The organism is Micromonospora sp. NPDC023956 (genome assembly GCF_040639195.1).
Lineage (GTDB): Bacteria > Actinomycetota > Actinomycetes > Mycobacteriales > Micromonosporaceae > Micromonospora.
In genome coordinates this window covers 105146-125763 of the sequence record NZ_JBEZZN010000004.1, presented here as the reverse complement: position 1 = coordinate 125763, position 20618 = coordinate 105146, and the positions used below count along the sequence as shown (strand labels likewise).

The window sequence follows — 20618 nt, the reverse complement described above, 5'->3', positions numbered from 1 at the left end:
CCTTCCAGGCCGGGCGCGTCGCTCGCCGCGCCCGACGTCAGCCGGTCAGTCGTCGAGGCCGAGCAGCCGCTCGGCGTTTCCGGCGAAGATGGCGCGCAGGTGGTCGTCGGGCAGGCCCAGCTCCCGGCAGATCCGGAGCTGGTCGTCGAGGTAGCGGGTGACGTAACCGCGCGGGAACCACGACGAGTCGCTGCCGAACACGATCCGGTGCGGGCCGATGGTCTCGTAACAGCGACGGAAGAGGTCCTCCAGGGTCAGCTTGTAGGGCATCCAGCGCACCCACTGGTTCGAGCCGGAGGTGTCGACGTGGATGTTCGGGCAGCCCCACGCGGCGAAGAACAGGTCCTGCACGTGCTGGACGCCGAAGTGCGGCACCACGACGGCCAACTCGGGGAAGCGCCGGGCCATCCGGGCCAGTTCGTCCGGGCCGCCGTACCGGCCGAAGCTCAGGCCACCGGCGCTGCCGTAGTGGCCGATGTGGATGAGCACCGGCACGCCGAGCCGCTGGGCGGTGTCCCAGAGCGGGTCGAGGTCGGTGTGGTCGAGGGGGCCGCGCAGCAACGGGGCGAAGAGCTTCAGCCCGCGCAGGCCGCGTTCGACCACCGCACGTTCCAGCTCGGCGGCGGCCCCCGGGCCGTACGGGTCGTGGTGGGCGAAGCCGAGCAGCAGGTCGGGGTGCCGGTCGACCACGTCGGCGAGGGTGTCGTTGCCGCCGCCGGTGACGAAGACCGCCCGCCGGACGTGCACCGCCCGCAACTCCTCCGCCCACCGGTCCGCCTCGTCCTGCCAGCGCTCGGCCGGCGGCTCCGGGTCGGGGAAGCCCCACGCCTGCCGCCACTGCGTCGCGTACGGGGCGGAACCGGCCGCCCGGACGGCCCGTTCGTGCTCGCCGCCCGGGTGCATCCCGGCGGCGTGTTCGCAGGAGCGGATCGTCTCGTCCGCGCCGATCCGGAAGTGCAGGTGGAAGTCGACGACGTCGAGTCCCCGGTCCACGGTCACCGGTCCTCCCCGGACAACGGCGCACCCGCCGACGCCGGCCCCGCCACCGGATCGACCGCGGGTGGCGGCTCGACCGGAGCGGGCGCGGGCAGCGGGGCGGCGGTGGGGGCGGCCGGGGGTTCGGCGGCCACCCAGGCGGCGACCAGTTCGCGCAGCCGCCCGCCGGCCAGTTCCCGGACCCGCCGCCCGATCGTCTCGTCGGCCAGCGAGATGTGCCCGGACCAGCCCTGCCACGGGTCGGGTCGGGACTCGACCAGCACGTACGGGTGCGGCACCGGCAGTTTCGGCTTCGGCGGGAGGTCGTCGACCGCGCCGAGGCGGACCGCGTCCGGGTCGAAGCCGAGCACGCCCGAGGTCTCGTACGCCCCGCCGTGCCCGCGCGCCGGCAGCGGCCCGTACAGCGCGGCGGTCTCCTCCGGGGTGACCAGTTGGAACCAGTTGACCAGCAGCAGGCTGGCGGTACGTCGCCCGGAGACCCACTCCATCGCGGCCCGGACGGTCGACATGTTCGCGTCGTGCCCGTTGACGACCAGCAGCCGGGGGAAACCGGCCGCCACGATTCCCTCGATCACGTCGGCGAGGTACCCGACGGCGATCTCCGGGCGGATCGCCACGGTGCCCGGCCAGGGCCGGGTCTGCCCGGGGCAGGCCGCGTACGGCACGGCGGGGAAGATCACCCCGCGCGGACCGGGACCGCCGACCGGCCCGTCGACCGTGTTCCTGCCGCCCGGCCCGTCCACCGTGTTCCCGCCGGCCGCCACACCGAACGCGCCCTCGCGCGCCGGCCCGTCCACCGCGCCCTCGCGCGCCGGCCCGTCCACCGCGCCCTCGCGCGCCGGCCCGTCCACCGCGCTCTCGCGCGCGAAGCCCTCGGCGAGGATCAGGTCGGTGCCGAGCGGCAGGTGCGGGCCGTGCCACTCGACCGCGCCGACCGGCAGCACCGCGAAGTCGGCCGCCGCGGCGACCGCCGCCAGTTCCCCGCCGGGGATCCGGGTGGCGGGGATCAACCCGCCCCCGGCCGGCCAGGCCGTCAGGCCGTCCACTTCGCCGCCTCCCGACTCGACCGCCGGCCGCCCTCCAGGCGACCGGAGAGCACCATCACCACGAAGATCAGCACGACCTGGAGCATGCCGTACGCGGCGGCGGTGCCGACCTCGAACGAGTACATCCGGTTGTTGATCTCCACGGAGATCGGCGCGGTGTCCGAGGTGTAGATGAGCACCGAGGCGACGAACTCGCCGACGCCGTGCACGAAGGCGAGCAGCGCGCCGGCCAGCACACCGGGGAGCATCAGCCGCAGGGTCACCGACCCGAACGCCCGCCACCAGGACGCGCCCAGGTTACGGGCGGCCTCCTCCAACGACGGGTCGATCTGGGCCAGGGTCGCCGAGCTGGAGCGGAACACCAGCGGCAGGAACCGGACGAAGTACGCCAGCGGCATGATCCAGAAGGTGCCGATCAGCACCTGCCCGAAGCTGAACGCGTTGCCGGTGCTGAACGCCGAGATCAGGTTGATCGCGACCACCGTGCCGGGCAGCGCCCAGGCCAGCATGACCGCCACGTCCAGCAGGCCCCGGCCCCGGAAGTCCAGCCGGCGCACCGCGTAGGCGATGAGCACGCCGACCACGATGCAGCCGATGGTGGCGAGCAGGCTCATCTGGAGCGAGTTCAGGATCGGCTGGAACGCGTCCGGGTTGGAGAAGATCGTGACGAAGTTCTGCCAGGTGTAGGCGGCCGGGATCACCTCGGTGGTCCAGGTGCCGTCCTCGGAGAACGCCACCAGGGCGATGGTCGCCACCGGGGCGAGCAGCACGGCGGTGGCCAGCAGCGACGCGGCCAGCGCCGCCCAGCGCCCGAACGGGTTGGTGATCTCCCGCCGGTGGCTGGCCACGCCCTTGGATTGGGAGCGGTAGCTGCGCCGCCCCTCGTACCAGCGCATGCCCAGCAGGAACAGCACCGAGACCACGCCGAGCACGGAGGCGTACGTGGAGGCCATCGGCAGGTCGCCGTTGGTGCGGTTGATGTAGATCTGCATGGTCATCGTCCGGTCCACCCCGAACAGCAGCGGAGCCGTGTACGACGCCAGCGAGGTCATGAAGACCAGCAGCGAGGCGGAGACCAGCGCCGGGGTCAGCATCGGCAGCAGCACCGTGCGCCAGACCCGGACCCGGCCGGCCCCCAGGTTGTACGCCGCCTCCTCCACCGACGGGTCCATCCCGGTCAGCGCGGCCGAGGTGGCCAGGTAGAAGTACGGGTACATGGTGAAGGTGTGCACCACCAGCACACCGGCGATGCCGCTGAACGGCAGCACCGGGTTCTCGGTGCCGAGCAGCTGCTGGAGGCCGCGCGGCAAGATGCCGGTCTCGCTGTAGAGCAGCTGGAAGGAGATCGCCCCGATCAGCGGCGGCAGGGCCGCCGGCACCAGGATGATCGCCTCGATCAGCCCACGGCCGGGGAACTGGAAGCGCTTGAGCAGGAAGGCCATCGCCACCCCGACGATGCCGCAGAGCAGCACGCTGGCCGCGGAGATGATCAGCGAGGTGACCAGGGCGGAGCGGGCCACGCCGTCGCCGCTGAGGAAGGCGGTGTAGTTCTCCACCCCGTCCACCCCGACGCTTTCGGCGAAGGTGGCGAACATCGGCTGGACGACGTACCCGAAGAGGATCAGGGCGAGCGGGAAGACCAGCACGTACGGGAACCAGCGGGAGCCGGTCCCGCCGCCGAAGCGGTCGGCGAGTCGGCGGCGCGGGGCGCGCGGCGGCGTCGGGTCCCCGGTGACCGGCGGGACGGTGGCCGGGCTCGGGGTGGCGGGGATGGTGCTCACGGGCGGACCACCCACATCCGCTCCCGGTTGGGGCGCAGGCCGACCTGGTCGCCGACGGTGACGCCGGCCGGCACGTCCACCGCGGCCACCTGGATCGGCTCGCCGGCCACGTCGACCACCAGGTTGGTGGCCATGCCGGTGAACTCCACCTCGGTGATCCGGCCGGGCAGCGCGCCCGGGTCGGTGGTGGAGGTCAGGGCGATGTGCTCGGGCCGGACCGAGACCAGGGCGTTCTCCCCGGCCCTGCGGCCGTGCCCGGCGGACGCGCCGACGGCGACCTCGCGGCCGCCGGGCAGCCGGACGGTGACACCGCGCTCGGTGGCGGCGACCACCGGCAGGTCGAGCACGTTGCTGCGGCCGATGAAGCGGGCCACGAAGGCGTTGGCCGGCTGGTGGTAGATCTCCTGCGGTGCGCCGATCTGCTGCACCCGGCCGGACTGCATGACCGCGATCCGGTCCGACATGGCCATCGCCTCGGCCTGGTCGTGGGTCACGTAGATCGCGGTGGTGCCGGCCTCCTGCTGGATCCGGCGGATCTCGGTACGGGTCTCCTCGCGCAGCTTGGCGTCGAGGTTCGACAGCGGCTCGTCGAGCAGCAGGGTGCGCGGCCGGATCACCAGGGCGCGGGCCAGCGCGACCCGCTGCTGCTGTCCGCCGGAGAGTTCGTCGATGCGCCGCTCGCCGTAGCCGGAGAGGTGCACCTCGCCGAGCGCCTCCTCGACCCGCCGCCGCGCCTCGGCCCGGTTCACCTTGCGGATCTTCAGCCCGTACGCGACGTTCTGCGCGACGCTCATGTGCGGGAAGAGCGCGTAGTTCTGGAAGACCATGCCGGTGTCGCGCTTGTTCGGCGGCCGGCGGGTGACGTCCTCGGTGCCGAAGCGGATCCGCCCGGAGGTGGGAAAGTAGAACCCGGCCACCATGCGCAGGGTGGTGGTCTTGCCGCAGCCGCTCGGGCCGAGCAGGGTGAAGAACTCCCCGGCGGCGATGGTGATGTCGACGTCGTCCACGGCTGCGGTGTCGCCACCGCGCGCGAAGCGCTTGCTCACCGACTCCAGCGTGACATCGATCATGAGGCCCTCTCCTTCGTGCGGTACGCCACCTGGTCGGACGAACCACTGACGGGCGGGTACGCCGGACCGGGTCGGTCCCGGTCCGGCGTCCGCGCGGTCAGCCCTTGTTCTTGATCTGGCTGTTCCAGTGGTTGATCCACTCGGTCTCGTTCTTGCCGATCACGTCCCAGTCGACGTCGAGCGGCTTGAGGTCGAGGTTGGCCAGCCACTCCGGCTGCTCGGCGATCTCCACCGCCGGGATCTGGAAGTACTCCTTGGCCAGCTCGGCACGGAGCTTGTCGTCGAAGAGGAACTCGAGGAACTTCTGCGCGCCCTCGGTGTTGCCGCCCTTGACCGCGGCGAGGCCGTCGACCAGCACCGGGGCACCGGAGGCCGGCATCACGTACCCGAAGGGCATGTTCGACTGGTTGGCCTGGAGCAGGACGTCCTGGAGGTTCCAGGCGCTGAGCGTGCCCTGCTGGCGGGAGAGCTTCAGGTACAGGTCGGCCGGGTTGGCGGCGTACGCGCCGGTGTTGGCGTCGAGCTTCTTGAGCCAGTCGTACCCGGGCTGCGGGTTGCTGCCGTCGGGCGACTGCCGCACGATCATCGCGGAGTAGATCGACCGCATGGTGCCGGACGCGGCCACGTCCCGGATGATGATCTTGTCTTTCCACTCCGGCTTGAGCAGGTCGTCCCAGTCCTTCGGGGCCTGTTCCGGGGTGAGCGCCTTATTGTTGTACATGATGACCTCGGGCAGCAGGATCTCCCCGAACCAGCGGCCCTCGGCGTCCTTGTACTTGGCGTCCATCTTGCCGGCGAAGCTCGGCTGCATGGGGGCGAGCAGGTCCTCGGTCGCACCTGCGGAGAGACCCTGCTGGGTGCCGCCCCACCAGACGTCCGCCTGCGGGTTGGCCTTCTCGGCCCGGACCCGCTCCAGGATCTCCTGCGCGCCCAGGTTGAGGATCTCGACCTTGCCCTTGTACTCCGGGTACTTGGCGGTGAACTGCTCCACCACGTAGTCGGAGACCTTCTTGTCGCGGGCCGTGTAGATGGTCAGCTTCTCGGCGCTCGCGCCGCCGGCCGCGTCGTCACCGCCACCGCCGCCACCGCACGCGGTGCCGGCGGCGAGCACGGTGGCGAGCGCCCCGGCGAGGAGAAGGCGACGTCTCATGGGGTACCTCCGGGTGATGGGGAACTGTGTGGTCAGGGAGTGGGAAGCAGGTGGGGCAGGCCGGCGGCGGCTGCGGAGAGCGCGTAGCTGACCGCGCCGTGCAGCACGGCCCGGTCACCGAGGACCGCCCGGCGCACCTCGGTCGGGCTGGGTACGGCGGTGGTGACCAGATCCTGGAGCCGTTCGACGGCCGCGTCGTCGAGCTGGGTGGCGGCCCCGCTGAGCAGCACCCGGCCCGGGTCGACGACGCAGACGCAGGAGACGATCAGCCGGGACCAGGCGGTGAGCACCTCGTCCAGGTAGGCGGCGGCCCGCTCGTCGGTCCCGGCCAGCTCGACCAGGGCGGCGACCGGGGCGTCCGGGCGACGGCCGGGGGCCAGGGCGACCATCCGCTCGGCGATGGCGTTCTCCGACCAGCGGGCCTCGAACGGGCCGATGCCGTCGTGGCCCCGGCCGGTCGGGTCCAGCGGCAGGAAACCGACCTCGCCGGCCGCGCCGCCGGAACCCCGGCGGACCTGCCCGTCGAGCACCAGGCCGGCGCCGATGCCGTCGGCGACGTGCAGCAGCAGCAGGTCGGCCACGTCGCTGCCGGCCCCGCAGGCGTGCTCGCCGGCCGCCATCAGGTTGACGTCGTTGTCCACCACCACCGGCACGCCGAGCCGCTGCTGCACCGACTCCCCTATCGGGAGCCCCTCGACCAGCCCCACCGAGGGGGCGAGCCGGACCGCCCCGCCGGAGGAGACCCCCGGCGCGGCGATGGCCACCCCGCGCAGCGCGGGCAGCCCGTCGCCGGCCAGTTCGGGCACCGACCGGCAGACGGTGTCGACGATGTCGCCGGCGAGCCGGACCGTGCGGTGGGCGACGACGGTACCGTCGCTGTCGGCGATTTCGCAGCTCAGCCGGGATGGTTCGAGGGAGACCGCGGCCACCAGCTCGGCCCGGGGGTTGAACTCCAGCATCGCGCGGGGGCGGCCGGTCCGGGACGTCCCGGGGCCGCGTTCGATGAGGTACCCCTCGGCGATCAGTTCCCGGACCAGCGGGGTGAGCGTGGCCGGGCTCAGCCCGGTGAGCTCGGTCAGCTCGGCGCGGGAGAGCACCCGCACCTGGCGGGCGGTGGAGATCACGGAAAGCCGCTTGATCTCCTTGGCCCGCTCCCGGCTCACCGGGCTCGTCGGTGGCGTCACCACGTCAGTCACACTTCCTTCCTACGGCGAACGAATTAACGAGTCAAGTCACGAATGCATCTCGGATCCCGAGAAGAACCGTGGCTAGCTGGCAAAACACGCCACCGCCGGGTCGCTGACCGAGCGCGACCGCACCGAATGCGCCGGGTGATCATGGCCTCTACCCGGCGACTTTATTTCTTCCATAAACAAAGAAAGGCCGTGCAAAGGATTGACGCGCCGGTGCACCGGTCCCTAGCGTCACCGGCGAAGGCCTTCCAGTGTGTACGGATGCCCGTACCGCTGCGTACCCCGGTGCCCGGTGCCCTGCCGCGCCTCGCGCCGGCCGTCCCCCATCAGCCGTCCGAACGCGACCGGAGCGTCGACGCCGCCGTGCGCCCGACGCCGACGGTCGCTGCCCGGACACCGCGTTCAGCGGAAGGATCTGCATGCGATTCAAGGCGTTCCTGTTACCCACCGCGCTCGCCCTGGCTCTGTCCGGGGCACCCGCCGTCGCCGCCCCCGCCGGCACCACCGGCGCCAAGCCGACCGACGCAGTCGACCTGGACGTGCTCTTCGTCAGTGCCCACCCCGACGACGAGGCCAGCAGCCTCGCCACCCTCGGCCAGTGGAAGGAGAAGCACGGCGTCCGTTCCGGCGTCGTCACCATCACCCGGGGCGAGGGCGGCGGCAACGCCGTCGGCCTGGAGGAGGGCCCTCCGCTGGGCATCATCCGGGAGCGCGAGGAGCGCACCGCGATCGGCCGCGCCGGGGTGGAGAACCTCTACAACCTGGACCGGGTCGACTTCTGGTACACCGCCTCCGCGCCCCTGTCCGAGCAGATCTGGGGTCACGACGACACCCTCGCCCAGATCGTCCGGGTGATCCGGACGACCCGGCCCGAGATCGTCATGACGATGAACCCGTCGCCGACCCCCGGCAACCACGGCAACCACCAGCAGGCGGCCCGGTTCGCCGCCGAGGCGTTCCACGCCGCAGCCGACCCGAAGGCCTTCCCCGAGCAGATCCGCAAGGAGGGGCTCAAGCCCTTCCGGGCGGCGAAGTTCCTGCGTACCGGGGGCACCGGCACCTCCTCGCCCGGCCCGGCCTGCGCCACCACCTTCCGGCCCACCGTCGGAACCGACCAGGTCTTCGGTGTCTGGGAGGGCACCCGGAGCAAGTCCGGTAAGACCTGGGGCGAGATCGAGGTGGACGCCCGCCGCGACTACGTCACCCAGGGCTGGGCGAACAGCGCCGCCGCCCCGACCGACCCGGCGCAGATCCGCTGCGACTTCTACACCCTGGTCGACAGCCGGGTGCCGTACGACCCGGCGGACGCCTCCCCCGAGGCGATCCTGCGCGGCTCGGTGCTGCCCGCCGTCAAGGGCGCTCTCCCCGAGGACACCGAGTTCTACCTGACCGCCGACCGGTTCGACCTCACCCCCGGGCAGACCGTCCAGGTCACCGCCCACGTGCGGGCCGCCAAGCGGGCCCTGACCAAGCCCACTGTCTCCCTGCGGCTGCCCGACGGCTGGACCGCCAAGGGCTCGGGTGCGCTGCGCGGCGCGGTCGCGCCGGGCCAGGAGCGGACCGCCACCTTCACCGTCACCGTCCCGGCCGACGCCGCCACCAACCAGCAGTCGCTGCTCGGCGCCACCCTCGCCACCGGCCAGGGCACCGGTCGCACCGACCGGGCCGTCCGGGTCGTCGCCGACGTCCGGGGCACCCTGGAGCCGCTGCCCGAGGTCGGCATCTTCCGCGACTGGGCCGGCGCGGAGGGCTACCCGCAGCTCGACACCCTGATCAAGCCGGTGCTCACCCTCGGCTCCGGCAAGAGCCGCGAGGTCCGCGTCGACCTGCGCAACCACGGCTCGACCGCGCAGACCGGCAGCGTCACCCTCGGCCTGCCGGCCGGTTTCACCGCCGACGCGGCGACGAAGAACTACGCCAGCCTGGCCGCCGGGGCGACCGGCTCGGTCACCTTCACCGTGACCAACAGCGACCCGTCGCTGCCGACCGCGAACGAGGGCGGCGTCAACGGCGACTACGGCATCACCATCACCACCACCAGCCGGTCCGGCACCAACGTGGAGGCCGGCGCGCTGGAGATCGTGCCGACCAGCGAGGTCCCGCACGCCGGCCACGACCACGCGGTCGACGGCGCGGCCGCCCCGGGCGAGTACCCCGGCGAGGAGCTGGACTTCTCCCGGATCTGGGAGGGCCAGTCGGTCACGCCGCAGGACGCCACGGCCAAGGGCCGGATCGCCTACACCGAGGACGCGCTGAAGGTGATCGTGCAGGTCACCGACGACGTGCTCGGCAAGAAGGTCGTGCCGCAGGACTGCAAGCGGCAGCGGCGCACCGACAGCGTCGAGATCATCGTCGACCCGAAGGGGAACTCCTCGGACACCTCCACCGTGTTCAAGGCGGGCATCTTCCCGATCACCGACGACCCGGCCAACGGCAACCCGCCGTGCTGGCAGCGTGACGCCGACAACCGGCAGGGCCCGGGTGCGGAGACCGCACCGGGGATGACCGTGGTCAGCAAGGTCAGCGAGCCCTACACCGGCTACACGCTCGAGGCGAGCATCCCGTTCTCGGTGCTGCCGGACGCGGTCGACCCGCAGCGGATGGGCTTCAACGTGCTGGTGTACGACTCGGACACCCAGGACCTCAGCTCGCAGTCCCGGCTCGGCTGGTCCACCTTCACCGGCGTCCGGGCCGACCCGTACCGCTACGGCCTGGTGACGCTCCCCGGCTACACCCCGGCAGCCCGGCAGCCCAGCGCGCCGGTCTTCCCGGACACCGCCGCCCGGAGCGTGCACAGCCCGCAGACCATCGCGCAGTCCGCGGTGGACGGTGTCGCGCCGGCCTCCGTCGCCAAGCTCCCCGAGCGGGCGCTGCGCCTGAGCGACCAGCGGGTCACCCGGGACGGGGTGCGGGTCACCCTGCGCGCCGACCGCACCGGCACGGCGTACCTGTACACCTGGGACGGTGACCAGGCGCTCGGCGAGAAGACCGTGCGGCTGACCGCCGGCCGCTCGGTGACCGTCACGGTCCCCGTCGAGGGCGGGAGGGCCGGCTCGCTGCTGGCCGCCTTCGAGTCCGGCGACGCCGCCCGGGCGTACCAGGTCCGCCTGCGCTGACCCGACCGGTCCCGCCACCACCGCGGTAGGTGGTAGGAGGGGTCCCCTGCTCACGGTTGCCGATGAGCAGGGGACCCCTCCTCGCGTATGTCGACGGACAGGCCCCCTGCCAGCACCGGAGCGGGGGCGGACGGGTCAGCGACGGGACGACGGCTCAGCGGAGGCGGTAGACGGTCATCCGGTCGTTGCGGAAGCGCTCGTCGGCGAGGTCGGCCAGGGCCGGCGGCTCCGGCGTGACCGAGCGGTCCAGCACCAGCCAACGGACGCCGTACCGGTCGCGCAGTCCGGTCAGCCCGGCGGCGGTGGGCGCGGTGAACGCCGCGTCGTTGGCGTGCAGCCGCTCCGGATCCCAGAACGGGGCGTAGGCGCCACCGGGCCGGCCGACCATCCGGGGGGCGAAGGACCACCCCTCCACCAGCACCGCGCGCTCGGCATACCCGCTGAGCCAGAACGACCGGGCGTCGCACCAGCCGTCGGTCACCACCCGGCAGTGCACGTTGGTGGCGAGCACGTCGTCGGGGGAGCTGTGCCGGTGCACCCACCGGGCGGCCTCCACCCGGGACGCCGGCATCGGCACCACCGCGTACGCCCCACCGTTGGGGAAACGCCGGGCGGCGGCGGCGTCCAGCACCAGCCCCGGGGCACCGGCCACCAGGGCGCCGGTCAGCAGCACCGCCGAACCCCGTCCGGCCAGTGCCGGCCAGCCGCCGACCAGCGCCGGCCAGAGCAGCCCCAGCACGGTCGCCACCACGGCCAACGCGACCGCCCAGCGCAGCAGCGGCAGCACCGGCCCGTACGCCGCGGCGGCCTCGGCGGTCGCCGGGTGCCGGAGCTGGATCACGGTGAGCAGCAGCGCCAGGCCGGCCGCCCCGGCGGCGAGCACCACCCGTCCACGGGACGACAGCCGGGCCCGGTCCAGCACCTCGGCGTACCCCCAGGCGGAGAGGATCACCCCGAACGCGAAACCCGCCCGGACGAAGTACTGGTTGCTGCTGCCCGGATGCCCGACCAGAAGGTAGATCGCCGGGCCGGCGAGGGCCCCGCCGAGCAGGAGGAGCTGCACCGGCTCCAGCCGACCCCGGCGCACCCCCACCAGGGCCAGCACCCCGGCCAGCCGGAGCTGGAGGTTGAGCAGGAACGCCACCGTGACGGCGACCCAGAACAGCGCGGTGGCCGAGGTGCCCGCCGGCACGTACGGACGCAGGCCGGAGAAGAGGTCGACGGTGACCCCGTGGCTGACGAAGCGGAACAGCACGGCGGTGGCGAAGAGCTGCGCGGCCAGCGTCAGCCCGGCCGCGCCGAGCACCGCCCGGGGCACCCGACGGCGCGTCACCAGCAGCACCAGGGCGGTGAAGCCGAGCGCGGCCAGCGCCACCGGCACGGAGCTGGCCTTGGCCCCGGTGGACGCGGCCAGGAACAGCGCGGCGAGCACCCACGCGCCCCGCCCCAGCGGTGGCACCGTACTGCCCCGGGCCCGGCCGACGAGCTCGGCGAGCGCGGCGAGCAACGGCAGCAGCAGCACCCAGGAGTACGTCATCGACGGGCTGCCCCAGACGATGAAGGTGGCCTGGGTGCCGAAGAGCTGGCGGATGCCGTTCTCGTAGCCGAACTCGCCGACGGTGAACATCAGCGCCGCCGCGCCGACGCCCACGTACGCCCGGCCGCTGACCCGCCAGCCGACCACCGCGACCAGGACGGCGGCCAGCGCGCAGAGCGCCGGCACGGCCAGCCGGAAGAAGACGGTCGGCAGGTCGACCCCGCTGACCAGGCTGGCCGCCGCCAGGTGGGCGAAGCCGAACCAGTGGTAGTGCAGCGGTTCCCCGGCGACCTGCGGCACCTCGGGGGGCATCTGGTGGGTGGCCGCCCCGGCCAGCGAGAGCTGGAACGCCAGGTCGATGTACTGGGCCTGGCCCTCGCCGGTGGGCAGCACCGGGTTGGGGCGGAGGAACGACTCGGCGAGGTATCCGGTGAAGCCGACGACGACGGCGGTCAGCGACCACGCCCAGCCGGCCGGGACGGGGGTGTGACCGGTGGGCCGCCAGTGCCGGCGCAGCCGGGGCACCGCCACGAACGGCGCCACCACCGCCAGCGGCCAGAGCCACAGCAGGTGCGGCGCGCCGAGGGCGGTGAACACCGCCCAACCGGCCAGCTCCAGCACCAGACCGACCGCCGCGCCGACCGCGAGGTCCTCGACCAGGGTGTGCGGGCGGGGACGCAGCGCCCGGTAGACCAGCGTGCCGGGCAGGAGCACGCCGAGCAGCGCGTACCCGGTGAACCGGACCACGTCGACCACGGGCGTGCCGGTGGCGAGCAGGACGGCCGCGACGACGGCGTACCCGACCAGCGGTGGGACGACGCGGAGGGCGACCGGGCGACGGGTCGGCGCGACGCCCGGTGGGGTTCCGGTGGCGAGCGCGGTCACCGCAGGCTGTCGGCCAGCACGGTGGGGCCGCCGACCTCCCGAGGCGCGGCCGGGTCGGCGGTCTCCCGGTCGGTCGCGGTGTCGTCGGCCACCACGTACGCCGGGCGGCCCTGCACGACGGTGTAGATCCGGCCGACGTACTCGCCGAGCAGACCCAGGCAGAGCAGTTGCACCGCGCCGAGGAAGAGGATCGCCACGTAGAGGGAGGGCCAGCCGTCCACGGTGGCCCCGACCGACCAGGCGACGACGGTGAGCACCACCAGCAGCCCGCAGACCACCACCCCGGCCAGCCCGAGCCAGGTGGCGAAGCGCAGCGGCGCGGCGGAGAAGCTGGTGACGCTCTGCGCGGCCAGCCCGGCCATCCGGGACAGCGGGTACTTGGTCTGTCCGGCGGCGCGTCGGTGCCGGTGGTAGGCGACCTCCCCGCTGGGGAAGCCGAGCCACGGCACCACCAGCCGGAGCACCGGGGCGGGCTCGGGCAGCTCGCGCAGCGCCTCCACCACCGCCCGGCTGAGCAGTCGGAAGTCGCCGGCCTGCGCGGGCACCTGCTTGCCGACCAGGCGACGCATCAGCCGGTAGTAGCCGGCGGCGGTCCACCGCTTGAACGGGCTGTCGGTGCTCCGGTCGGCGCGGACGCCGTAGACCACGTCGAGGCCGTCGGCGCGGGCGGCGCGGAGCATCTCGACGATCGTCTCGGGCGGATCCTGGAGATCGGCGTCGATGCTGACCACGTACCGGCCCCGGGCCCGCAGCACCCCGGCGACCAGGGCGGGCTGGTGGCCGCTGTTACGTCGCAACCGCACCACCCGCAGTTCCGGCCAGCCGGCACGCAGGGCGGTCAGGGCGGCGGGGGTGCCGTCGTCGCTGCCGTCGTCGACCGCCACCACCTCGTACGCCTCGGCGAGGTCGTCGAGGACGACGCGGAGCCGGCGGGCCAGCGCGGGCAGCACGCTCTCCTCGTTGTACATCGGCACCACCACGGAGAGGACGGGCTCCGGTCGCGTCACCGCACTCGCCCCCTGTTCACCCGCTCCACCGGTGCTCGAGGCGAACGCTACCAGCCGGATCCGGGTCGCCGGGCCGAGCGGTGCGACGACGCGCACGCAGGTCAGCGGGGGCAGGACGGGGCACGCAGCCCGGTCACCGGCACCGGCGTACGCCCGGTCGGACGGGCCTTGCCGGCCAGCACGGCGGCGAGTCCGGCCATCGAGGCACGGCTCGACGACCAGGTGGCCAGCAGCGTCGGCGAGGTCGCCTTCGCCAGCACGTACGGGGTGTCCATGGCGACCGTCACGGCGGCACCGGCGCGCAGGTCGGAAGCGCCGTCGCCGTAGCCGACCAGGTGCACCACGGTGCCGCCGCTGGGCACGACCCGCACCCCGGCGGCGGTCAGCGCCTCGGTCAGCGCGGCGCGGGTCCGCTCGCGCCCGCCGGAGGCGGTGACGGTGACCGGTCCGGTGACCTTCGCGGCGGTGCACGAGCCGCGCAGCACGGTCACCGCGGCGGTGGCCAGGTCCTTCGCCGCCCGGTCGTGGACGTCGTCGGCCAGGGTGGACATGTCCGGGGTGGGGTGGTCGGCCAGCCGGAACTTCAGCGTCAGCACCCGGGTGACCGCCTCGACCAGCCGGGGACGCGGCAGCGAGCCGTCCCGCAGCGCGGCGAGCAGCCCGTCGTAGGCCTGGGTCACGTTCGGCGGCATGAGGATCAGGTCGTTGCCGGCGTTGAGCGCCCGCACCGCCGCCTCGCCCGGCGGGTAGCGCTTCGCGGGGGCCATGTTCATGCCGTCGGTGATCAGCACGCCCTGGAACCCGAGCTGCCCGCGGAGCACGTCGGTGAGGAGCTTGCGGGAGAAGGTGCCCGGGGTGCCCGGGTCGACGGCCCGGACGTCGAGGTGGGCGGACATGACCGCCCACGCGCCCGCGTCGATGCCGGCGGTGAACGGGGGCAGCGCCCCGCTGTCGAGGACCGTGCGGGACTGGGTGAGCACCGGCAGCTCGGCGTGCGAGTCGGCGGAGCTGTGCCCGTGCCCGGGGAAGTGCTTGAGGGTGGCCGCCACGCCCGCGCCCTGGAGTCCCCGGACCGCCCCGCCGACCTGGGTGGCGACCCGCTTCGGGTCGGCGCCGAAGGAGCGGGAGCCGATCACCGTGCTGCGGGTGGCGAGCACGTCGGCGACCGGGGCGAAGTCGAGGTTGATCCCCATGGCGGCGAGTTCGGTGCCAGCGGCCCGCCAGGCGGCCTCGGTCAGCGCCGGGTCGTCGGCCGCCCCGGCGGCCAGCGCGCTGGGCAGCTGGGTCACCCCGTCGGTGATCCGGGTGACCACGCCGTACTCCTGGTCGGTGCCGATCAGGAAGGGGGCCGTACCGGCGGGGAGCTTCCCGGCGGCGGCGCGCAGTCCGGTGGTCAGCCCGTGGACCTGCTTCGGGTTGTCGACGTTGGTGGTCTCCTGGTTGCCCGAGGTCGGGTCGTCGGCGGAGAAGCCGACCAGGATCAGCCCGCCGAGCCGGTACTTCGCGATCATCTCGGCCGGGGTGGCGACCCCGGCCAGGGCCTTGTTGCCCTGGGCCGAGCCGGCCGAGACGTCCGTGGCCGAGCTGCCGTAGGCGTACGGCATGAGCACCTGGCCGACCAGGTCCTCGTCACCGAGCGTGGCCACCAGCGCGGCGGCCCGGGCGGCGGGATCGGCGGCCGGCGTCGCAGCGGCCGACGGGGTCGGGGCGGCCGAGGTCGTCGGGGTGGTGGGCTGGTCCGTCGAGCCGGTGCACCCGGCGGCGGTCAGGACGGCCAGCAGGACGGACGCGACGCCGGCACGCCGGAGGAGACTCGACACACGCCCCATCCCATCAAACTCCCTCCGCACCCACCAAATCCGCTCCACTCCCCCCGTACCTACCGCACCCGCGCCTGCGGGCGGGCCGGGAGTCGGCCCCGGTCACCGGGCCGGGGGACGACCTCGCCCCGGAAACCGGGCGGACACGGGTGGGAGGGCGACGGTGCGGCCGGGTCAGCCGACCCGGGTGAGCCGGGTCACCGGGGCGCCGTCACCGGCGTAGCGGTACGGCTCCAGCTCGGCGTCCCAGGCGGTGCCGAGAGCCTTGTCGAGGGCGTGGGCGAGCGCCTCCGGGCCCCGGGCGGCGAGCATGATGCTGCGCAGCCGGTCCTCGCCGAGCTGGATGTCCCCGGCCGCGCCGACGGTGGCCCGGAACAGTCCCCGGCCGGGGACGTACATGAAGCGTTCACCGTCGGCTCCGGGGCTGGGCTCCTCGGTGACCTCGTAACGGATCATGGGCCACTGCCGGAGGGCAGCGGCCAGTTCGGCGCCCGTACCGGGACGACCGGTCCATCCGCACTCGGCCCGGCGGGCGCCGGGATCGACGGGTTGGGCCGTCCACTGGAGGTTGACCGGCGCGACGAGGACGCGCGCGATCGCCCACTCGACGTGTGGGCACACGGCGAGCGGGGTCGAGTGGACGTATACGACGCCACGCGTAGGCACGGTGGACCTCCCGGAGAGCGAGGTGCGTCTTCCCCTACGACCTCGATCACCAAGTGGTACCAGGACACACATGATGACTGGTGTGGCGGATGGTGCGCCAGGGAATCGGAAAATTCGCCACCGGAATAGCGTTGCGAGTATCCTTCGTCACCTTGCGTGAAGGGCGGCGGGCGCCTCCACGGCCCGGCCGCCGGGTTCGGTGGCGGGCCGGTCGCGTTCGTCCCGCCGGGCGGCGGCACCGCGACACGAGGGCCGCGACCAGCCCGCTCGGCCCGGCACACCGACCGGACCGGGTGGCGAGGTCGTGTACAGTTCACTCGGCGGTCTGTGCCGCCGTGCATCGCCTCGCGGCTTCGTCGCCGCAGGTGACCGCGGGCTCGCCTCCTCCCGGGGGCCGTCCGCACCGCCCCCGGACGTTCCGTCCTCCCGTACGTCTTGCAAGGAGTACCTCCGTGGCGAGCAACACCTCTAAGACCGCGCGCGCGTCAGTCCGGGCCGGCCAGGCTGGCCAGGGTGGCGCCCTCAGCGTGCTGGGCGAGTTCAAGTACCTCATCCCGCTCAACGGCGGCAAGCACGCCTACGTGCGGAACCTGACCAACGGCAAGACCGCGCACCTGCGCACCGACTCCGACGCCTTCGTCGAGGAGATCCGGGTGCTGGCCGCCGCCGGCCACGCCGCCAAGATCCGGGCGGAGATCAACAACCTGAACACCACCCACCCGGGCGACGGCTGGGACGCGACCGAGAAGCGCCTGGTCGAGGCCGGCGTCTTCGAGGCCTGAGCCGCCCCGTAGCGACACCACGAGCCGCCCGCCGGACTGTCCGGCGGGCGGCTCTGTCGTGAGCGACATTCGCATCGGTAGATTTCTCACGGGGCGCGAACCCGGGACGGCGATTCTTTCCGTCGGACGATTCGCGTGGTGCCATGGCGGGTAGCCGTTGGTTACCGCCGGGTACCCCCGCGCGGAGCGGTCCGGCTGGAGGATGGGGTGGCGATGCCGGAGGGATTCGAGGTGCGGCTGCCGGACGGCGTCCGGCTGCACGGTGAGACGACCGGCCCGGCCGACGCCGAGGTCACCGTGGTCCTGCTGCACGGCTGGACGCTGGACGGACGCAGCTGGCACCGGCAGCTCGCCGGAATCGGACGGCAGCTCGGCGACCGGGTGCGGGCGGTCAGCTACGACGCCCGGGGACACGGCCGGTCGAGCTGCATGGCCCTGCGCACGGCGACCCTGGCGCAGCTCGGCGACGACCTGGCGGCCGTGCTGGACGAGGTCGCGCCGACCGGGCCGGTGGTGCTGGTCGGGCACTCGATGGGCGGCATGACCATCATGGAGTACGCGCACCGCCACCCCGCGCACTTCGCCGCCCGGACGGCCGGGCTGGTCTTCGTGGCCACCACCGCCGAGGGGCACACCCACACCGCGTACGGGCTCTCGCCACGGATCGCCCGGCTGATCCGGCTGGCCGAGACCACCGGGGCCGGGGTGCTCGCCCGGTGCGGCGCGTGGCGGCCACCGCGCGCCCTGCTGCGCGCGCTGCGGCCGTCGCTGCGCTGGCTGCTCTTCGGCGACCGGTGCGACCCGACCGACATCCGGCTGGTCACCTCGGCGGTGGCGCACGCCTCACTCCGCTCGATCGGCGGCTTCCGGGCCTCGATCGGCGCGCAGCACCGTCTGGACACCCTGGCCGAACTGGGGGACGTGCCGGCGGCGGCGCTGGTCGGCGACCGGGACCGGCTCACCCCGCCGCCGTGTGCGGAGTCGATCGCGCAGGTGCTGCCGACCACCGAGCTGACCGTCTGCCCCGGCGCCGGCCACATGCTGATGATGGAGCGCCCGGAGGAGGTCAACGCGGCGGTCGTCGCGGTGCTCCGGCAGGCGCTGGCCACGGTGGCGACCGAGGAGTCGGCGGCCTGACCGGCTCTGCGGCGTTGGCCGGTGGCGGCCTGGTCGGCGTGCCGTACGCCCGCGCGCCGGCTGCCTCGGCCCACCGGGTAGGGAAAACGATATAACGGGAGTAATCACGTCGGAACCGGGATGGCCCGACCGCCGGTCGAGCCGCTGCCCGTACCCTCGGCCGGGTCAGGTTGGCGCGGGTCCGCGCCGTCCGCCACCGACAGCACAGGAGCCCGTGCGTGACCGACCAGAGCACCCTCGAGCAGGAGATGGCCGCCGAGCAGCGGCATCTCGACCGGGTGTACGCCCGGCTGGCCGAGCTGCGGCGGTCGGCCGCCCGCGCCGAGCGGGACGGCTACCACCTGGCCCAGGTGGGCAACTTCGGCGCGCTGGTCGAGCGGGACGCGATGGTCTTCCACGCCGCCCAGCGCCGGCACCTGCTCGACGCCGAGCACGAGGGGCTGGTCTTCGGCCGGCTCGACCTGCGGGACCGGTCGGTGCTGCACGTGGGACGGCTCGGGGTGCGTGGCGAGAACGCCGAAACCCTGGTGGTGGACTGGCGGGCCCCCGCCGCGGCGGCGTTCTACCAGGCCACCCCGGCGCAGCCGCTGGGCGTGGTGCGGCGGCGCACCATCGGGTCCTCGGCCGAGCGGGTCACCCGGATCGAGGACGACCTGCTCGACCCGGCGGCGGCCCCGCCGGAGATGCCGGTGGTCGGCGACGGCGCGCTGCTGGCCACCCTCTCCCGGGCCACCGGGCGGGGCATGCGGGACATCGTGGCGACCATCCAGCGGGAGCAGGACGAGGCGATCCGCTCCCCCGGCTCGGGCGTGACCATCGTCTCCGGCGGACCGGGCACCGGCAAGACCGCGGTGGCCCTGCACCGGGCGGCGTACCTGCTCTACTCCGACCGCAGCCGGTACGCCGGGGGCGGGATCCTGGTGGTCGGCCCGTCGACGGTCTTCGTCGAGTACATCGCCTCGGTGCTGCCGTCCCTCGGCGAGGAGACGGCCACCCTGCACTCGCTCGGCTCCCTCTTTCCCGGCATGACCGCCACCCGCACCGACCCGCCGGACGTGGCGGCGGTCAAGGGTTCGCTGCGGATGCGGCGGGTGCTGGAACGCGCGGCGCACGACGCCGTCCCGGACGGTCCGGACGAGCTGCGCCTGCTCTACCGGGGGCAGTTGCTCCGGCTGACCCGCTCCGAGCTGGACACCATCCGCACCCGGGCGCTGCCCCGGGGCGCCCGCCGCAACGAGGTGCGCCGGGCCGGCTTCGACGGGATCTTCGCCGCGCTCTGGGCGCAGGCCCGCCGGATCGGGCTGTCCGGCCTACCCGGGCAGCGGGCCTTCGAGGACGAACTGGCCGACCGGGCGGAGTTCCGCGAGTTCCTCAAGGCGTGGTGGCCGCGCCTGCACCCGCGGCACGTGCTCGGCTGGCTGGCCCGTCCGGAGCGACTGCGCGCGTACGCCGGGGGGCTCCTCTCCGGCGCGGAGATCCGCGCGTTGACGGCCGCCTGGCGGACGCTGGACCGCGACGGGCTGACCATCGCCGACATCGCGCTCCTGGACGAGCTGGACGCGCTGCTCGGTCAGCCGATGAAGCCCGCCCGGCGCCGGCGCGACCCGTTCCAGCTCGCCGGTGGGGTCCGTGAGCTGAGCACCTTCGGCGAGCGGCAGCGCGCCCAGCGCGCGGCGGCCCGGGAACGCCCGGCCGACTACCGCGACTACGCGCACGTGGTGGTCGACGAGGCGCAGGACGTGTCACCGATGCAGTGGCGGATGCTCGGCCGACGGGGTCGGCTGGCGTCCTGGACGGTGGTCGGTGACCCGGCGCAGACCGCCTGGACCGGCGACCCGGTGGAGCTGTCCCGGGCCCGCGACCAGGCCGTCGGTCGGCGCCGGCGGCACGAGTTCACGCTGACCACGAACTACCGCAACTCGGCGGAGATCTTCGCGGTGGCGGCGGCCGAGATCCGCACGGTCCACCCGGACCTGCCGCTGCCGACGGCGGTCCGCTCCACCGGCGTGCACCCGGTGGCGCTGACCGTGCCGGCGACGCAGCTGGCGGCCCGGACGGTCGAGGCGGTCGCCGCGCTGCTGGCCGAGGTGGCCGGGACGGTGGGCGTGATCACGCCGGTGCCCCGCCGGGACGAGGTGGCCGGTTGGCTGGCCGACCTGGACTCGCCGCGCCTCCAGGTGGTGACCAGCCTCCAGGCCAAGGGCATGGAGTACGACGGCGTGGCGCTGGTCGCCCCGGGCGAGATCCGGGCCGATCCGGGTTCCGGCGTGCGGACGCTCTACGTGGCGCTCTCCCGGGCCACTCAGCGGCTCACCACCATCGACCCGGTCGACTGACCCACCCGTTCTCGCCCGGCCGGCCGCCCGACGAGGCGGCCGGCCGCTTCCGTCGTGGACGCGCGACCCACAGTCACTTGCACACATAGCGATGTG

Annotated in this window: 14 protein-coding genes; 4 read left to right on the top strand and 10 right to left on the bottom strand. The window is 73.8% G+C overall.

The window, feature by feature from the left end:
- Positions 1-45: 45 nt before the first annotated feature.
- The 6 genes from AB0F58_RS10155 to AB0F58_RS10130 all read right to left on the bottom strand — a co-directional run bounded on the left by AB0F58_RS10155 (position 46) and on the right by AB0F58_RS10130 (position 7239).
- Positions 46-999 (bottom strand): amidohydrolase family protein, encoded by a 954-nt coding sequence (locus tag AB0F58_RS10155; protein WP_357140758.1) that lies wholly within the window; start codon positions 997-999, stop codon positions 46-48.
- The gene (locus AB0F58_RS10150; RefSeq protein WP_357140755.1) at positions 996-2042 is read right to left on the bottom strand and encodes a creatininase family protein; all 1047 of its coding nucleotides are present in this window, start codon (positions 2040-2042) and stop codon (positions 996-998) included. Before AB0F58_RS10150 ends, AB0F58_RS10155 begins: the two co-directional genes overlap by 4 nt.
- Positions 2030-3823, bottom strand: a complete 1794-nt coding sequence (locus AB0F58_RS10145; protein WP_357140753.1) for an iron ABC transporter permease — start codon at positions 3821-3823, stop codon at positions 2030-2032. The genes AB0F58_RS10150 and AB0F58_RS10145 overlap by 13 nt, the downstream gene beginning before the upstream one ends.
- Complete coding sequence (locus AB0F58_RS10140) at positions 3820-4893, bottom strand: ABC transporter ATP-binding protein (protein ID WP_357140750.1); 1074 nt, start codon at positions 4891-4893, stop codon at positions 3820-3822. Before AB0F58_RS10140 ends, AB0F58_RS10145 begins: the two co-directional genes overlap by 4 nt.
- Positions 4894-4990: 97 nt before the next feature.
- Positions 4991-6043: an extracellular solute-binding protein gene (locus AB0F58_RS10135; RefSeq protein ID WP_357140747.1), complete on the bottom strand. Its 1053-nt coding sequence runs from the start codon at positions 6041-6043 to the stop codon at positions 4991-4993.
- 32 nt (positions 6044-6075) lie between these two features.
- Positions 6076-7239: an ROK family protein gene (locus AB0F58_RS10130; RefSeq protein WP_357140745.1), complete on the bottom strand. Its 1164-nt coding sequence runs from the start codon at positions 7237-7239 to the stop codon at positions 6076-6078.
- Positions 7240-7655: 416 nt separating this feature from the next.
- Between AB0F58_RS10130 and AB0F58_RS10125 the strand changes: the two genes are divergently transcribed.
- Positions 7656-10352, top strand: coding sequence for a sugar-binding protein (locus AB0F58_RS10125; RefSeq protein ID WP_357140743.1), 2697 nt, complete (start codon positions 7656-7658; stop codon positions 10350-10352).
- 154 nt (positions 10353-10506) lie between these two features.
- Here AB0F58_RS10125 and AB0F58_RS10120 read toward each other — a convergent pair whose 3' ends face one another.
- The 4 genes from AB0F58_RS10120 to AB0F58_RS10105 all read right to left on the bottom strand — a co-directional run bounded on the left by AB0F58_RS10120 (position 10507) and on the right by AB0F58_RS10105 (position 16267).
- Positions 10507-12774 carry a hypothetical protein gene (locus AB0F58_RS10120; RefSeq protein WP_357140741.1) on the bottom strand — a complete coding sequence of 756 codons (2268 nt, stop codon included), beginning with the start codon at positions 12772-12774 and terminating at the stop codon, positions 10507-10509.
- Positions 12771-13877 carry a glycosyltransferase family 2 protein gene (locus AB0F58_RS10115; RefSeq protein WP_357140737.1) on the bottom strand — a complete coding sequence of 369 codons (1107 nt, stop codon included), beginning with the start codon at positions 13875-13877 and terminating at the stop codon, positions 12771-12773. The genes AB0F58_RS10120 and AB0F58_RS10115 overlap by 4 nt, the downstream gene beginning before the upstream one ends.
- A 5-nt stretch (positions 13878-13882) precedes the next feature.
- Positions 13883-15610 (bottom strand): glycoside hydrolase family 3 N-terminal domain-containing protein, encoded by a 1728-nt coding sequence (locus AB0F58_RS10110; RefSeq protein WP_357140735.1) that lies wholly within the window; start codon positions 15608-15610, stop codon positions 13883-13885.
- A 165-nt stretch (positions 15611-15775) separates the two neighbouring features.
- Positions 15776-16267: a DUF3145 domain-containing protein gene (locus tag AB0F58_RS10105; protein WP_357140732.1), complete on the bottom strand. Its 492-nt coding sequence runs from the start codon at positions 16265-16267 to the stop codon at positions 15776-15778.
- 452 nt (positions 16268-16719) lie between these two features.
- Here AB0F58_RS10105 and AB0F58_RS10100 point away from each other — a divergent pair, with 452 nt between their 5' ends.
- The 3 genes from AB0F58_RS10100 (at position 16720) to AB0F58_RS10090 (ending at position 20522) form a co-directional block, all read left to right on the top strand.
- The gene (locus AB0F58_RS10100; protein ID WP_357140730.1) at positions 16720-17049 is read left to right on the top strand and encodes a hypothetical protein; all 330 of its coding nucleotides are present in this window, start codon (positions 16720-16722) and stop codon (positions 17047-17049) included.
- 213 nt (positions 17050-17262) lie between these two features.
- Positions 17263-18186 (top strand): alpha/beta hydrolase, encoded by a 924-nt coding sequence (locus tag AB0F58_RS10095; RefSeq protein ID WP_357140727.1) that lies wholly within the window; start codon positions 17263-17265, stop codon positions 18184-18186.
- 218 nt (positions 18187-18404) lie between these two features.
- Positions 18405-20522: an AAA family ATPase gene (locus AB0F58_RS10090; RefSeq protein WP_357140724.1), complete on the top strand. Its 2118-nt coding sequence runs from the start codon at positions 18405-18407 to the stop codon at positions 20520-20522.
- Positions 20523-20618: the final 96 nt, after the last annotated feature.